17 protein-coding genes and 2 pseudogenes are annotated in these 15,060 nt (G+C 64.0%); 15 read left to right on the top strand and 4 right to left on the bottom strand.

Annotated elements, in window-relative coordinates; genetic code table 11:
• Positions 1-7 precede the first annotated feature (7 nt).
• Together ACSFB7_RS33540 and ACSFB7_RS33535 are read left to right on the top strand one after the other, a co-directional pair.
• Positions 8-856 (top strand): metal ABC transporter permease, encoded by an 849-nt coding sequence (locus ACSFB7_RS33540; RefSeq protein WP_435476722.1) that lies wholly within the window; start codon positions 8-10, stop codon positions 854-856.
• Entirely contained in the window at positions 853-1,815 is a 963-nt protein-coding gene (locus ACSFB7_RS33535) for a metal ABC transporter substrate-binding protein (protein WP_435476650.1), read from the top strand. The genes ACSFB7_RS33540 and ACSFB7_RS33535 overlap by 4 nt, the downstream gene beginning before the upstream one ends.
• Before the next feature lie 2 nt (positions 1,816-1,817).
• On the opposite strand, the gene ACSFB7_RS33530 is transcribed toward ACSFB7_RS33535, so the two are convergent.
• The 4 genes and pseudogenes from ACSFB7_RS33530 to ACSFB7_RS33515 form a co-directional block, all read right to left on the bottom strand.
• Positions 1,818-2,381 (bottom strand): DUF3299 domain-containing protein, encoded by a 564-nt coding sequence (locus ACSFB7_RS33530; RefSeq protein WP_435476649.1) that lies wholly within the window; start codon positions 2,379-2,381, stop codon positions 1,818-1,820.
• Between the two features lie 4 nt (positions 2,382-2,385).
• A pseudogene (locus tag ACSFB7_RS33525) lies at positions 2,386-3,656 on the bottom strand (ABC transporter permease).
• Entirely contained in the window at positions 3,653-4,369 is a 717-nt protein-coding gene (locus tag ACSFB7_RS33520) for an ABC transporter ATP-binding protein (RefSeq protein ID WP_435476648.1), read from the bottom strand. The pseudogene ACSFB7_RS33525 and the gene ACSFB7_RS33520 overlap by 4 nt, the downstream one beginning before the upstream one ends.
• Before the next feature lie 4 nt (positions 4,370-4,373).
• Positions 4,374-4,985, bottom strand: coding sequence for a DUF2796 domain-containing protein (locus ACSFB7_RS33515; protein WP_435476647.1), 612 nt, complete (start codon positions 4,983-4,985; stop codon positions 4,374-4,376).
• 191 nt (positions 4,986-5,176) lie between these two features.
• Here ACSFB7_RS33515 and ACSFB7_RS33510 point away from each other — a divergent pair, with 191 nt between their 5' ends.
• From ACSFB7_RS33510 to hisI, 13 genes and pseudogenes are all read left to right on the top strand, one after another.
• Positions 5,177-5,638 carry a Fur family transcriptional regulator gene (locus tag ACSFB7_RS33510; protein ID WP_435476646.1) on the top strand — a complete coding sequence of 154 codons (462 nt, stop codon included), beginning with the start codon at positions 5,177-5,179 and terminating at the stop codon, positions 5,636-5,638.
• Complete coding sequence (locus ACSFB7_RS33505) at positions 5,623-6,303, top strand: DUF1826 domain-containing protein (protein ID WP_435476645.1); 681 nt, start codon at positions 5,623-5,625, stop codon at positions 6,301-6,303. The genes ACSFB7_RS33510 and ACSFB7_RS33505 overlap by 16 nt, the downstream gene beginning before the upstream one ends.
• 51 nt (positions 6,304-6,354) lie before the next feature.
• Entirely contained in the window at positions 6,355-7,566 is a 1,212-nt protein-coding gene (gene zigA / locus ACSFB7_RS33500; protein WP_435476644.1) for a zinc metallochaperone GTPase ZigA, read from the top strand.
• A gap of 73 nt (positions 7,567-7,639) precedes the next feature.
• Positions 7,640-8,548, top strand: a complete 909-nt coding sequence (gene folE2 / locus ACSFB7_RS33495; RefSeq protein WP_435476643.1) for a GTP cyclohydrolase FolE2 — start codon at positions 7,640-7,642, stop codon at positions 8,546-8,548.
• A complete protein-coding gene (locus tag ACSFB7_RS33490; protein WP_475545401.1) occupies positions 8,545-9,693 on the top strand; it encodes a CobW family GTP-binding protein in 1,149 nt (382 codons plus the stop codon). Before folE2 ends, ACSFB7_RS33490 begins: the two co-directional genes overlap by 4 nt.
• Positions 9,687-10,925, top strand: coding sequence for a cysteine--tRNA ligase (cysS, locus tag ACSFB7_RS33485; RefSeq protein WP_435476642.1), 1,239 nt, complete (start codon positions 9,687-9,689; stop codon positions 10,923-10,925). Before ACSFB7_RS33490 ends, cysS begins: the two co-directional genes overlap by 7 nt.
• Positions 10,916-11,131, top strand: coding sequence for a CysS/YqeB C-terminal domain-containing protein (locus tag ACSFB7_RS33480; protein WP_435476641.1), 216 nt, complete (start codon positions 10,916-10,918; stop codon positions 11,129-11,131). Before cysS ends, ACSFB7_RS33480 begins: the two co-directional genes overlap by 10 nt.
• Complete coding sequence (gene yidD / locus ACSFB7_RS33475) at positions 11,101-11,415, top strand: membrane protein insertion efficiency factor YidD (protein WP_435476640.1); 315 nt, start codon at positions 11,101-11,103, stop codon at positions 11,413-11,415. The genes ACSFB7_RS33480 and yidD overlap by 31 nt, the downstream gene beginning before the upstream one ends.
• Positions 11,412-11,972 (top strand): gamma carbonic anhydrase family protein, encoded by a 561-nt coding sequence (locus ACSFB7_RS33470; protein ID WP_435476639.1) that lies wholly within the window; start codon positions 11,412-11,414, stop codon positions 11,970-11,972. Before yidD ends, ACSFB7_RS33470 begins: the two co-directional genes overlap by 4 nt.
• Positions 11,973-12,000: 28 nt before the next feature.
• Entirely contained in the window at positions 12,001-12,381 is a 381-nt protein-coding gene (locus ACSFB7_RS33465) for a His/Gly/Thr/Pro-type tRNA ligase C-terminal domain-containing protein (protein WP_435476638.1), read from the top strand.
• Positions 12,378-13,785: pseudogene (locus ACSFB7_RS33460) on the top strand (dihydroorotase). The gene ACSFB7_RS33465 and the pseudogene ACSFB7_RS33460 overlap by 4 nt, the downstream one beginning before the upstream one ends.
• Positions 13,782-14,246 carry a ferric iron uptake transcriptional regulator gene (fur, locus tag ACSFB7_RS33455; protein WP_435476637.1) on the top strand — a complete coding sequence of 155 codons (465 nt, stop codon included), beginning with the start codon at positions 13,782-13,784 and terminating at the stop codon, positions 14,244-14,246. The pseudogene ACSFB7_RS33460 and the gene fur overlap by 4 nt, the downstream one beginning before the upstream one ends.
• 29 nt (positions 14,247-14,275) lie before the next feature.
• On the top strand, positions 14,276-14,755 hold the full coding sequence (hisI, locus tag ACSFB7_RS33450) for a phosphoribosyl-AMP cyclohydrolase (RefSeq protein WP_435476636.1): 480 nt from the start codon (positions 14,276-14,278) through the stop codon (positions 14,753-14,755).
• Positions 14,756-15,060: the final 305 nt, after the last annotated feature.

Genomic DNA, 15,060 nt, shown 5'->3' with positions numbered 1-15,060 from the left:
TGGCTTCATGCGGCGCGCCCTTGCAGGGTGTGTGTCGCTGAGCGTAGGTGCTGCGCCTTTGGGTGTCATCTTGCTGCTGCGGCGCATGAGCCTGGTGGGCGACGCCATGTCGCACGCGATCCTGCCTGGCGCAGCCTTGGGGTATCTCCTGTTCGGGCTATCGCTGCCCGCCATGACGGTGGGCGGCTTGCTTGCTGGCCTGCTGGTCGCGGCTCTGGCCGGCATGGTGACCCGGTGGACCACGCTGCGCGAGGATGCCAGTTTCGCGGCCTTCTACCTGATCTCGCTCGCGCTGGGCGTGCTGCTGATCTCGATGCGAGGCTCCAATATCGATCTGCTCCATGTACTGTTCGGCTCCGTGCTGGCCTTGGATGATCCGACACTGCTGCTGGGGGCGTCCATCGCCACGATTTCCGTGTTTGCGCTGGCGCTCATTTACAGGCCCCTGGCGGTCGAGTGCTTTGACCCTGGGTTCCTGCGCTTGATGGGACGGCAGGGAGTGCTAGCGCACGGCGTCTTCATGCTGCTGCTGGTCCTCAACCTGGTCGGGGGCTTTCATTCGCTTGGGACTCTGATGGCTGTGGCTTTCATCGTGCTGCCCGCTGCCGCGGCGCGGTTCTGGGTGCGTGGTCTGGGAACGCAGATGGTCTTGGCGGTGATCCTGGCGCTGCTGGGCAGCGCTACCGGCTTGATCGTGTCGTTTCATCTCGGCATCGCCGCATCGGCAGCAATCACCCTGTGTCTCGGCGTCCTGTATGTCCTCTCGCTCGTGGTCGGTGGGCACGGAAGCCTGTTGGCGCATCGCCGCGTGGCTGCGAGACCGACTGCATTCCTCAATACTGGAGATCCTTCATGAACTCACTTCATCGAAACCGACGCTTGCTCTTGTCCGCCGCACTTGCCCTGACCTGGGCCCCTTCCGTCGCCTGGGCGGACACCGGCAAGCTCAAGGTCGTGGCGAGCTTTTCCATCCTGGCCGACTTGGTACGAGAGGTGGGAGGCGACGCCATTGAGGTCGTGTCGCTCGTCGGACCGGATGGCGATGCGCATGTCTTCGAGCCGACGCCTCAGGATGCGAGAAGGTTGCTGCAAGCACGCGTGCTCGTGACCAATGGGTTGGGTTTCGAGGGCTGGATGCCGCGACTGAAGACGTCGTCCGGTTTCAAGGGGCTGGAGATCGTGGCATCGCTTGACGTCAAGCCGCGCACTTTCGCGGCCCATGTGCATGGTGAAGAGAAAAAGCACGCCGGCGGTCACTCGCATGGACATGTCCACAGCGAGCGCGATCCGCATGCCTGGCAGAACGCCGCCCATGTGGTCACCTACGTCCAGAACATCGCCAACGGCTTGGCGCAAGCGGATCCGCCCCGGGCGGCGGACTATCGTTCGCGCGCCGCGACTTACACGGCCCGCTTGAAGGCGTTGGACGCAAGAACTCGCCAGATGCTCGCCGTCCTTCCGCCGGACCGACGCAGCGTGGTGACCACCCATGATGCCTTTGGCTACTATGGCGAGGCCTATGGCCTTCGCTTCCTTCCCGCGCGAGGCTTTTCGACTGAAGCCGAACCGTCGGCGCGCGACATCGCCGCGCTGATCGACCAGATCCGCAAGGAGCACATTCCGGCGATCTTCATCGAGAACATCACCGATCCCAGGCTGATGGAGCAACTGGCGCGCGAGACCGGCGCCTTCGTCGGCGGCAAGCTGTATTCGGATGCGCTGTCGCCGCCGGGAGGACCTGCGGCCAGCTATCTGCAGTTAATGGAGGCCAACACAGCGGCGTTGCTCAAAGCCCTGTCGCTACCCGCGCGTTGACGCTACTTCGGCTGGGTGTACTTGGTGACATGGCGCGCAGACAGGCTGTAGCCGGTTACGCCCAGGTCAGAGTTGGAGCGCTCCAGCCCGAGCTTGCCGCTCACCCAGACCGCGTCCATAGTCCGCAAGCCCTTGAGGGGTGAGGCGGAGCGGACGTGGATGATCTGGTTGGCGGGCGGGGGCGGCGTGTGGATGCAGGCGCCGAAGTACGGCACTAGCAGGAACTCTCGGATGCCATCCTTGCCGGCTTCCAGTGGCACCAGGAAGCCGGGGATCTTGACGGCCTGCCCCGCCAAGGAAGGGACCGTCGGGGCTTCGTCCCAGACTTTGCGCATACGGTCGTACAGCTTCTGAACCCGCGCATCCGAGTCGGGCAGGGCACCCAGATGTTGCAGATCCCTGAAGGACTTCATCGGATCCCAGTCCTTTGGAACCAGATCGTCCCAGGAGATTTCCCGGTCGTCTGCCGCCCAGGTACGGCGTAGCACGAATGCGGTGCCGACGACAGCGACTCCCGGCAACAAGCGGCGGCGTTTGTGAAGCAGCGGGGAGGGGTGGGAGGCCATCGTGTCAGATCCTTGGTGACAGGCCGTCGGCGAGCGACAACCGGTAGGCTCGCCATCCGGGCAATAGGCTGGCGAAGCAGCCCGCGATCAACAGGCCCGCCAGCAGCGTCCACTGCACCGGTGTGGGCTGCGCGAGTTGCAGCGCCAAGCCGAAAGCCGACTGCAGCCAAGGTGCCAGCGCAAAAATGATCATGCTCAGGGCCGCGATGCCTAAGGCGATGCCGATCAGGGTCATCAGCATACCTTCCAAGACCAGAAGCATAAGCACGTGGTACGGGCTTGCTCCCACGGTCCGAAGGACTGCCAACTCACGCCGCCGCTCATTCAGGCCGGCGAGCACCACCGACATCAGCCCGGCCATGCTGACGAGGGCGACCAGGCCCGACATCAGCAGCAGCGCTTTCTCGCCTGCACCCACCACGTCCCAGAGTTCGTCCAGCGCCACGCCGGGAAGGATGGACAGCAGCGGCTCGCCAGCGAAGTTGTTGACTTGCCTCTGCACCGAGAACACGGCAGCTCGGTTCTGAAGGCCGACCAGGGCGGCCGTGACTGTCTGAGGCTGAAGGTTCATCTTTCGAGCCTCCTCGGGTCCGATGCGTACGCCCGGCAGTGGCGCACCGCCCATCCAGTCCACGTGGATCGCTTCCATCGCTTCGAGACTGATGTGGACCGTGCGGTCCACGGGTGTGCCAGTGCGCGCGAGGATGCCTGAGACGGTGAACGGTTTGTCCGCATGGTCTGCACCCAGGCTCACTTCGCCGGTGCCGTGGGCCAGGGTGATGCGCTCGCCGAGGCGGTAGCCCAGCCGGTCGGCAACCTCCGCGCCGATGACCGCGTCGTATAGATCGTCGAAGCGCTGCCCCTCCCGAAGCTGCAGCGCTTGCTGCTCCCCGTGACGAAAGTGCTCGAAATACCCGTCCGTGGTGCCCAGTACAGGGAACCCCCTGTGCGAGTCGCCCAGCGACAGCGGCACCACCCACGCTACACCACGCAACTGCTCCAAGGCCTGGACGCTGCTCCGCCGATGTTGTTGGTGGCCGCACCGACGTGGAAGACGGCATACAGCAGCAGTTGCACCGAGCCGGTGCGTGCACCGGCGATCAGATCAGTGCCTGACACCGCCGACGTGAAGCTGCTGCGCAGGTCGGTGCGTACGCGCTCCACGCCCAGCAGCATAAAGGTCGACAGCGCGATCGAGCAGACGGTCAGAGCGAGCGTGAAACGCCGGTTCCAGGCGCTGTGCCAGGCCAGGCTCAGAAGGAAGCCGCTGCTCATGCCACCGCCTCTTCCCGCTGCATCGCCCGGTTGATCGAAGGCAGCAGGACCTGACGGCCGAAGCGTTCGGCGATGCGCCGATCGTGGCTCACCAGGACCAGGGCGCTGCCCGCGGCACCGCACGCTGAGAGCAGGAGATCGAGGAAGATTTCGCGACGGTCTTCGTCCAACGCCGACGTCGGCTCATCGGCGATGACCAGGGCAGGCGCCCCTATCAGCGCCCGGGCAGCAGCAACACGCTGCTGTTGGCCCACCGACAAGGTATGTGCGGGGCGCTCCCACGTCGACGGGTCCAGCCCCATCTCTGCAAGCCAGCCTTGGGCGGCACTGTGGAGGGAGCCAGTTTGCCGGAGTGCCGCGGCGCGGCGCAGCGGCGAAAAGCGGCAGGGCAGCAGGACATTGTCTAGGGCGGTGAGGTACGGCAGGAGATTGAACTGCTGAAAGATGTAGCCGACATGGTCCACCCGGTAGCGGTCGCGTGCCGTCTGGCGCATGTCGCCCCAGTGGGTGCCGAGCAATGCGGCACGGCCGCTCTGAGGCAGCAGAACGCCGGCCATCAAAGACAGGAGCGTGCTTTTGCCGCAGCCGCTCGGACCGTGGAGAAACACGGCTTCTCCTGGTACCACGCTGAAGTCCTCGATGTCCAGGCAGGCCTGCCCGCTGCGCGGCCAGGCAAAGCGAATGTGTTCCAGTGCCAGGACGGCGTGTGCCATAGCCTTAGCGTCCCAAGCTCAGTCGCGGCGCGTTGGGTCGCAAGGTGCGCTTGAACTGGCCCTGGGGTGAGGCCACCTGCACGTCGATGGTGCGAATGCGCTTGAACACCTCGAACAGCTTGACGTCAATGAACCGGGCGTCGGTGGCCTTGGCGCACGCGAAGACGATGCTCACGTCGATGTCCGCGTGCTCGTCCTCGCCGTGGTCGTGCCCCTTCTTGTCGGCGTGTGCGTCCTTGTGGGCATGACCGTGGTCCTCCTTCCTGACATCGCCCAGGCCCAGGACCGCAGAGCTGAGTTCAACCTTCGACAACTGGCACCCGGCGTCAGGATCAGGTTGAAACAGCTGGCCGGCCGCATTCAGGCGGGCCACCATGTCTGAAACCCGTTTGCGTTCCGCATCGGTGCGCGGTGCACGCTCGAAGCCCAGGAAGCCATCCAGCGGGGACTCGATCTGCAGCGTGATGGACTGTGCATCCACTGCGACATCCAGGGCCATGCGTCCATGGGTGTGGGCATGTTGCTGGGCGCCGGCGGGGACGGTGAAGGCCAGCATGGCAGCTACGACGGCCATGGTGTTGACGGGACGAAGGCGGCAGTTTGAACGGGAAGGCATCGGGTTCTCCTAGGGCAGGGGCGTGACCAGCCAAGGTGGCTGCCATGCGTACTTACTGTTGAGAATGGATTCTCGCAAAAGTTTGGACGGGTGGAGATTCCGGGCGCCAGCCGGTCGATTCGCATCAAACGCAACTATGTTGCGTTAATGTTTATAATGCAACCGAGTTGCGATTATGAACACCATCCATCATGAACATTCCTGACACTTCGGCGGCCCAAGCAGTGCTGGGGTCCGTGGGCCTGCGTTGCACGGCAGCGTCGCGGGCAGTGCTCTGCGTTTTTGACCAAGAGGGGGAGGTGCTGCTGACACACGCGGAGATCGATGGCTTCCTGCGTCGATCGCAGGTCGAGATCAGCAGGGTCACGCTGTACCGGCTGCTTGATCGCTTTGTTGACGCTGGTCTGCTGGTCCGGGTCGTGGACCAGGAGCGCATGACCCGTTATGGGCGGGAGCGCATGGCTTCGGATTCCGTTGTTCATCCCCGCTTCGAGTGCCGCCATTGCCATCGCCTCTACCAGCTGTCGGGGCTGCCTCAGGCGCTGAGCGCTGCCCTTCAGCAGGCGTTTGCTCAGTGGGGCGCGCAGGGTCATCAAGGACTGCAAGCAGACGTGGCGGTGCGTGGAGTGTGTGCCCGATGCGTAGCACATTGAGCTTCATGCAGAAGCCGTCGGTGACCACGTTGTCCATGCTGTCGATCGATAGGCCGCGCTTCGTCGCGGCGCTGTCGCAGTGGCGCGATTCTGACGTGCAAATGTGCTGGGTGGATCGGCCGCCTCATCTGCCGATCCATCGCTATCTGGACGAGGCAGCACAGGAGGGGGTGTTGGGGCGAGGTTGGCAGATCGAGCGGTTTCAGGAGGGGGACTCTTTGCAGCTCGCTCTTTTGCCGCTGCTGCGCGGGCGAGGGGCTCTGATGCAAGACATCGAAGGGCTGGCCGGGCCGCTTCGCGACGTCACGGGCGCCTGCGCGGCCAGGATCCGTTTCGACGTGATCTCCGGCGTGCACTGTCCACGGTTGCACGTCGACAACGTCAAAGCCCGCCTGTTATGCACCTACCGGGGGGCAGGGACGCAGTGGCTGGACGAGCGGGACGCCGATCGTTCCAAGCTGGGCGGGGGCGCGGCTGGCCTGTCCGACGAAGCCTCCGGTCTCATTCTGCGTCCTGCTGCGGTGCGCACGCTTCCTCCCTTTGCCATCGCTCTCCTCAAGGGAGCGCGCTGGCCCGGCAGCGAGGAACTTGGCGCCATTCACCGGTCGCCATCAGTTTCTCCGTTGCATGGGCCTCGGGTGTTAGTGGCCATCGACGCCTTGTGACAAAACCTTCAATTGCAACCCCATCCATGACCACAGAAAGCATTTACCCATATGTCCACTGAACTCGTCTTGCACGCCAGGCGTCTGCCGGTGACGGTCCTGTCCGGATTCCTTGGCGCGGGCAAGACCACCTTGCTCAACCACATCCTGAACAACCGCGAGGGCAGGCGCGTCGCGGTGATCGTCAACGACATGTCCGAAGTGAACATCGACGCTGATCTGGTGCGTCAAGGCGGAGCGGAGCTCTCGCGCACCGACGAGAAGCTCGTCGAGATGAGCAACGGCTGCATCTGCTGTACCTTGCGCGAGGATTTGCTGATCGAGGTCGAACGGCTGGCCCGGGACGGTAAGTTCGACCAGCTCGTGATCGAGTCCACTGGCATCTCTGAGCCGCTGCCGGTGGCTGAGACCTTCACCTTCGCAGGCGAGGACGGTAAAAGCCTGTCGGACATTGCCCGCCTGGACACGATGGTCACCGTGGTGGATGCCTACAACTTTCTCAAGGACTACAGCTCGCGCGACAGCCTGCAATCACGGGGCGAGTCACTGGGCGAGGAAGATCAGCGCACGGTGGTCGATCTATTGATCGAGCAGATCGAGTTCTGCGACGTGATCGTACTCAACAAGGTGGATCTGATCACCGAGCCGGAGCGCGAGCAGCTGATGGCTATCCTGCATGGGCTCAACCCGCGCGCAAAGATCGAGGTGTCGGCGTTCGGCAAGGTGGCCCTGGCCTCGGTGCTCGACACCGGCCTGTTCGACTTCGAGCAGGCTTCGCAGGCGCCGGGGTGGCTCAAGGAACTGCGCGGTCAGCACACGCCAGAGGCCGAGGAATACGGTATCGGCAGCTTTGTCTACCGCGCGCGCCGGCCATTTCATCCCAAGCGGTTCTTCGATCTCGTCGAAAGCGAGTGGCCGGGCGTTGTGCGTTCCAAGGGCTTCTTCTGGGTGGCCAGCCGGCCCACCTACGCCGGCTCCTGGTCGCAGGCTGGCGCGGTGGCTCGGCATGGCGCCGCGGGCTATTGGTGGGCAGCCGTACCGCGCGAGCACTGGCCAGAGGATCCCGAGGCAGTCGCATCGATCGAGAAGAACTGGGAAGAGGGCGTGGGTGACGCTCGGCAGGAGCTAGTGCTGATTGGCATCGGCATGGACGAGCCTGCGTTGCGACAACGTTTTGACGCCTGTCTTTTGAGCGATGCCGAGATGGCCCGGGGCCCGCAAACCTGGGCCCGCTACGAAGACCCATTCCCCACGTGGAACTGACCCCCCCCTCCGATTGACTTGACGCACGGCTTCACCCTTCACGGGTCCGGCCCGATGCATTGATGGAGCTTTTATGAACGCTCGCCTGCCCGACGTGGCCTCGGCCGAATCGTCGGCCATTCTTTCTCCGCTCGAAGAAGTCGGGATGTCCGGCATCGACGTGCCCTTGTCCTTGGATGAGCCCGGTGCCCTGAGCCCGGTCCGTGCCCGTGCGGACCTCTGCGTGGATCTGCCGATCCCCCATGTCAAGGGCATCCACATGTCGCGCCTGTACCGGCTGCTGGATGCCTTCGCCGGCGCGCATAAGTTGACGCCAGCTTCGCTGCGCCACTTGCTGCACAAGTGCGTGGACAGCCATGAAGAGTGCGGCTCGCAGCAAGCGAACATCGTGCTGGATTTCGAGTTGACCCTTCAACGCCCAGCGTTGGTCACACCAGATCTGGGTGGCTGGAAGTCTTATCCGATACGTCTTGAGGCTCGCTGGGAAGCAGGCGACTTCCAGCTCGACGCCTGGGTCACTGTGGCCTATTCATCGACCTGCCCCTGCTCGGCTGCACTGTCGAGGCAACTGGTGGAGCAGGCGTTCAGTGCCCAGTTCGCTGCCGATAAGGCCGTTCCGGTGCAGACCGTTGCCGACTGGTTGCGCGACAACGCCACCTGGGCCACGCCTCACAGCCAACGCAGCGAGGCACGGGTAGGAGTGCGCTACTGGGACGGCCAGGGGCGGCTGGCGCTGCGCGAGCTCATTGACCTCGCGGAGGCTGCGCTGGGTACACCGGTGCAGACCGCGGTCAAGCGGGCGGATGAACAGGCCTTCGCGAGGCTGAACGGCCAGAACCTGATGTATGTCGAAGATGCCGCACGGCGGTTGCAGCAAGCATTGGCCGCGCAGTTCGACGCCTACAGCGTGCGTGTGACCCACCGCGAAAGCCTCCATGCTCACGATGCGGTAGCACGGGTGTCCAAGGGATGGGACTCATGATGACCACATCGGACAAGAATGCTTTGGTTCCCGTAACGCTGCTCACTGGGTTCCTGGGTAGCGGCAAGACGACGGTGCTCAATGCGCTGGTGCGGCGCCCCGAGATGGCGCGGGCGCTCGTGATCATCAACGAGTTCGGCCAGATCGGGCTGGATCACCTGTTGATGGCGCACAGCGCCGAGGATATCGTGGTGGAGATGAGCAGCGGCTGTCTGTGCTGCACCATTCGTGGCGATCTGGTCAAGACCCTGCGCAACGCGCTCTGGCGCTTCTCCCGGGGTGGCGTGCGCCAGTTCAATCGAGTGGTCATCGAGACCACCGGCCTGGCCGACCCTGCGCCCATCCTGCACACGCTCATGACAGAGCGCTTCGTGTCCAGCCGCTACCGGCTGGATGGTGTGATCACCACCATCGATCTGGCGACCGGGGCGCAGACGCTGGATGTCCATACGGAAGCGGTGAAACAGGTGGCCGTGGCCGATGCGCTGCTGTTGACCAAGGAAGATCTCGTGGACTCGCAGCAGGCGCAGGCTTTGCGCGACCGGCTGAAATTGATCAATCCGGGCGCGCGCCAATGGGCTGTGCGGGATGGTGTGATCGCTCCGGTGGCGGTGCTGAACCTGGGTCTTTTCGATGCCGAAGGAAAGACGCCCGATGTGGCGCGATGGTTGCGCACCGAAGCTTATGCTGAAGCAGGCGGAGAGGTTGGGCACGCGCATGACCTTGCTCACGAACACAAGCACGAGCAAGAACATGGGCATGGGCATGGGCATGGGCATGGGCATCATCACGACGTCAATCGGCACGATGACCACATCCGCGCATTCTGCTTCGAGGTCGAAGAGCCCATCGAGGCGGTGGCACTCGAAGCCTGGCTGGAGGTGATGCTGACGCTGCTGGGGCCCAACATGCTGCGCATGAAGGCGCTGCTGAACGTCCGCGGCGAGGCCCTACCTTTGGTGCTGCATGGCGTGCAGCACATCCTCCATCCTGCTGAGGCGCTTCCGGCCTGGCCCTCATCACGGCGACGCTCGCAGTTCGTGTTCATTACGCGCGACATCGACCGTGTGGTGATCGAGGAGAGCTTCCGCCGCTTCATGCAGGTGGTGCCGGCGAGTTCGGCCGAGGAGCCAGCACCATGGTGATGCGGCGTGGGGGGCCACCGCTGCGGCAGCACAACACGCTCAGCGGCACTAAGGATGTACTCGATCCGGCCGATCCGACGCGTGTGACGCTGTACGTATGCGGGCCAACGGTCTACGACTTCGCGCACATCGGCAATGCACGGCCCGCTATGGTTTTCGATGTGCTGACGCGCCTGCTGCGCCAGCGCTATCCGCGCGTTCTGTACGCGCGTAATTTCACCGATGTGGACGACAAGATCAACGCCGCCGCGAGCGCGTCCGGCGTGCCCATCGGTATCGTCACTGAGCGGTACATCCGAGCCTACCAAGCCGACATGCAGGCACTGAGTGTGTTGCCGCCGGACCTGGAGCCAAGGGTCACGGCCCATATCCCGGACATCATCGCGCTGATCCGCACCCTGATCGAGCGTGGTCATGCCTACGAGGCCGAGGGCCATGTGCTTTTCGAGGTGGCCTCGTTCCCGGACTATGGTCGGCTCTCGCGCAGGCGCCCGCAAGACATGCTGGCCGGCGCGCGCGTGGAGGTGGCGCCCTACAAGCGCGACCCGCTGGACTTTGTGCTTTGGAAACCGTCTACGCCGGATCTGCCCGGCTGGGAAAGCCCTTGGGGGCGAGGCCGGCCGGGATGGCACATCGAATGCACCGCGATGATCGGGCGGCACCTTGGCATGGGCATCGACATCCATGGAGGTGGGCAGGACCTGATCTTTCCGCACCACGAGAACGAGATTGCCCAAGGCACTTGCGCGCACGATGGGCAGAGCTACTGCCGCATGTGGGTGCACAACAGTTTCGTCACGGTGGACGGGCACAAGATGTCCAAATCCCTGGGCAATGTGCTGCTCGTGCGCGACCTGCTGGCGCAGGCGCTCGGCGAGGCGATCCGGCTGGCGCTGTTGTCCACTCACTATCGGCACCCGCTGGATTGGAATGCCCGGCGTCTCAATTCGGCGCAGCAGGCGTTGATCCACGGCTACCGTGCGCTGGCGTTGGAGGAGGGCACCGAGATGGAGGCCGGGGAGAGGGCCCAGGAGGTTGCAGAGCCGGACGACGAGGTGCTCGCGGCGCTGTGCAACGACCTTAACGTGCCGGGAGCCCTGGTGCGGCTGCGGCAACTGTCGGATGCCGTGCAGCGGGCCGGTTCGACCGCAGCGCGCCGTAGCGCCCAGGCCACCCTGCGCGCGTCGGCGGCCATGTTGGGCTGTGGCAGCGACCGGCGGAGATGGCGTTGACCGAACTGGCGGCTCGTCCCCCCGATCCGGACCACGTCGATGCCGCCTGGGTCGAGCAGCGGATCGCCGCGCGGCGCGACGCTCGCGCACGGCGTGACTTCGCGGCAGCCGATCAGGTTCGGGAAGAACTCGTGCGCCTGGGTGTGGTGCTGGAGGATGGCCCGCAGGGCACGGCATGGCGCTGGCAGCCGGAGACCGTGCGGTGACGGCTGCGCGGCGCATTGCCGAGCACATGGCTTCCTGGCCCGCCTGGGTGCTGCTGTTTTTCATTTGTGGCTACCAGTTGTTGTTGAGCCCCTTGCTAGGCCCAAGCTGTCGCTTTCAACCCAACTGCTCGCAGTACGCGCTGGCGGCCATGCGCGCGCATGGCGCGTGCGTAGGTGTGGCGTGGGTCGTGCGCCGCCCGGTGTGCGGCCAACCCTGGCATTCGGGCGGCATGGACCCTGTGTCTCCCCTGGATGCGCGATTCAGTTTCTGGAGAAAACGTTGATGAGACACAACCCCCGAGGCGACCTGCCGCAGGTTCACCCCGAATCCTTCGTCGACCCCACCGCCATCCTGTGTGGCCGTGTGATCGTGCATGCGAACGTCTTCATCGGCCCCTACGCGGTGATCCGCGCCGACGAGGTGGACGACGAGGGCCATATGGAGCCCATCGTCATTGGCGCGCACTCCAACATTCAGGATGGCGTGGTCATCCATTCCAAGTCGGGCGCAGCTGTCACCATCGGCGAGCGGACCTCCATTGCGCACCGGGCCATCGTCCACGGGCCTTGCACCGTAGGTGACGGTGTGTTCATCGGTTTCAACAGCGTGCTCTTCAACTGCACCGTCGGTGCAGGCTGCGTGGTGCGCCACAACGCGGTGGTCGATGGCTGCGCCCTGCCGCCGGACTTCTACGTGCCGTCCACCGAGCGCATAGGGCCCAGCACCGATCTTTCCACCATCCCTAAGGTGACGGTTCAGGCGTCCGAGTTCTCGGAAGACGTGGCGCGCACCAACAACGTTCTGGTGCAAGGCTACAAGCGCATTCAGAACGAGTTTTAGGCATCCCCGATTTCCAAGAATGGAACCCATGAGCACTCTTCAAGCCGGCATGGTTATCAGTGCCTACGCGCGGGATATGGCGCAACTGCTGCGCGGCACCGCACTGCGCGCCGAGGCGGATGTGCGCAACGAGAAGACCAACTACAAGCTCCGCGAGCAGACCATGCAGCGCATTCCCTTCCTGCTGGTTCTAGGTGCGCAGGAGGCGGCTTCCGGCACTGTCGTCATCCACAGCCAGGACGGGAAAGACCTGGGGGTGTGTTCCATTCCCGAAGCGGTTGCGCTCCTGCAGGCGCAAGCAGAAGCACCGGATCTGGCGGCCAGCCGCTCTGCGCAGGCCGCGCTGTGGGCCTCACTGACTTCGCTTGCCGGCGGCGTTCCCGAGCCACGGCAGGGCGCAGTGGCATGAACGCGACCGACGATCCGGCGTTGCGCCTGGCCGGCCGACGTGCCGACGTGTTGGTGCGCGCCGGGACTGTTCTCACGCCCGGAGGCGCGGAGCTCATTGACATCGCCTGCCTGAGCGGTCGCATCGTGGCGCTGGGAGATTTGGCTGCCACCTGGACGGCCCAGACCACCATCATGGCAACCGGTTTGCACGTGCTGCCCGGGGTCATCGACAGCCAGGTGCATTTCCGCGAGCCGGGGTTGACCCACAAGGAAGACCTGGAGGCCGGGACAAGGGGTGCAGTGCTTGGCGGCGTGACGACGGTGTTCGAGATGCCGAACACGCAGCCACTCACCCTGTGGGCCGAGGACCTCGACGCCAAGCTGACGCTGGCGCGCATGGTGCAACCACGCTTTCTACATCGGCGGCTCGGCGGTCAATGCCGAACAGTTGGGCAGACTGGAAAGCCTGCCCGGCTGCGCCGGCGTCAAGGTGTTCATGGGCAGCTCCTTCGGCGATCTGCTTGCGGATGAGGACGACGTGCTGCGGCTAATCCTAAGGAACGGGCGGCGGCGCCTGGCGGTGCATGCCGAGGACGAGGCCCGCCTGCGCGAACGTCGACCTATGGTCCAGACGCTGGGCCATGTGCGTGACCATTCGGTCTGGCGCGACATCGAAAGCGCCATGATGGCCACGCGCCGTATCGTGGCACTTGCTGATGAATCTCAGCGCAGGCTGCATGTGCTGCACATCTCCACCGCTGAAGAAATAGGTTTTCTGGCCCGGCACAAGGCGCGCGTATCGGTCGAGGTGTTGCCGCATCATCTGACCCTGGTGGCGCCCGAGTGCTATGAGCGGCTGGGCACTTTGGCCCAGATGAACCCGCCGATCAGCCGTACCCGTCACCGTGAAGCCTTGTGGCAGGCCTTGCGCGAGGGGGTAATCGACGTGTTGGGCAGTGACCACGCGCCGCACACGTTGGATGAGAAGTCCAAGCCCTACCCCCAGTCGCCCAGCGGCATGCCGGGTGTGCAGACGCTGCTGCCGGTGATGCTGGACCATGTGAATGCCGGTCGGCTGAGCCTGCAACGGCTGGTGGACCTGACCAGCGCGGGGCCCGCGCGGGTTTTCGGGATTGAGGGCAAGGGCCGGATCGCGTTGGGCTACGACGCCGACCTGACGCTGGTCGATATGAAAGCCAATCGCGAGATAACCAACCAGTGGATCGCCAGCAAAGCGGCTTGGACGCCCTATGACGGTATGCGCGTGCTGGGATGGCCGGTGGCGACGATCGTTCGTGGCCAAGTTGTCGTGCGCGACGAAATCCTTATGGGAAGCCCGCAGGGCGCGCCAGTCCGGTTCCTAGAAGTGGACGAGGGACAACCTGCTCCGATGGAGTGCAATGAGATTGAAAGGGAAGTATGAGCCAACCCGATGAACTCAAGCATGCCGGCCTGAAGGCCACATTGCCGCGCCTGAAGATTCTGGATCTGTTCCAGAAGGGCCCGCAGCGTCATTTCACGGCCGATGACATCTATCGCTTGTTGCTGCAGGAACGCATGGAAATCGGCCTGGCCACGGTGTACCGCGTGGTCGCGCAGTTGGAGCAGGCCAGGCTGCTCAAGCGCAGCAGCTTCCAGTCCGAAAAGGCTGTGTACGAACTGGACGATGGACGCCACCATGACCACCTCGTGTGCCTCGACTGCGGCAAGGTGGACGAGTTTCACGACGAGGCTATTGAAAAACGGCAGGCCCTTGTCGCGCATGAGCTCGGTTTTCGGCTTCAGGAGCATGCTTTGGCGCTCTATGGCGTGTGTACCAAAGCGGCCTGTCCGAACCGACCTGAACACCGGCACGTCGGTACGGCCGGGGTTCTGATTAGTTGATCCGAAAGCTCATGAAAACCCCTCGCACCATGACAGCCCCATCCTTTGCAATACGTGAGTCCATCGAGCAGGTGGAGGAGGGCCATGCACTGGCCCCGAAATTCGATTCCAACGGACTGATCGTCTGCGTGACGACGGACGCTGGTACCGGCGATGTCCTTATGGTGGGCTACATGAACGCCGAGGCGTTGAGGCGCACCATCGAGACCGGTGAGGCGCACTACTGGAGCCGCTCGCGCCGGGTGCTATGGCACAAGGGTGCGACCAGTGGCTTGGTCCAAAAGGTTGACGAACTGCGGATCGACGACGATCAAGATGCAGTCTGGCTGAGAGTTTCTGTCACTGGCTGCGCTGCGAGCTGCCACGTTGGCTACCGCTCTTGCTTCTACCGCCGTGTGTCGGTCGGGAGCGCACGACCTGAGAAGGACAAGCTGGAGTTCACCGAATCAGCCAAGACCTTTGATCCCAAGGCCGTCTACGGCGACGCGCCCAATCCCACGATTCTTTGAAAGTTCATGGCATGACTCCAGGTGACTTCCCACGTGCCTGCGCACGCATCCCTTCGCAGGCCTGGAGCCGGGACCATGGGTGATCGTTTCAAGTACGGTGCATGACCATGAAACCTGTGGCACGCGGGCCATCGACCGGCTCTTGCACGTGGTGGAAAAGGGCTTGATCGCCATCGGGTGAAGTTGGTGCCGGTCAAGAAACCCCTGGCTGGCCTAGGCATCCCTGCGGACGGACGCACAGTGATCGTCCCAACCGATGGCGTCGTTGTGCTTCTAAAGCCGGGTGCGCTCCGTGGTTTCGAATG

The sequence above is a fragment of the Variovorax raffinosi genome, from assembly GCF_051216615.1.
Lineage (GTDB): Bacteria > Pseudomonadota > Gammaproteobacteria > Burkholderiales > Burkholderiaceae_C > Variovorax.
The sequence above is the reverse complement of the archived record's forward strand: the minus strand, read 5'-3'. Positions and strand labels throughout refer to the sequence as shown.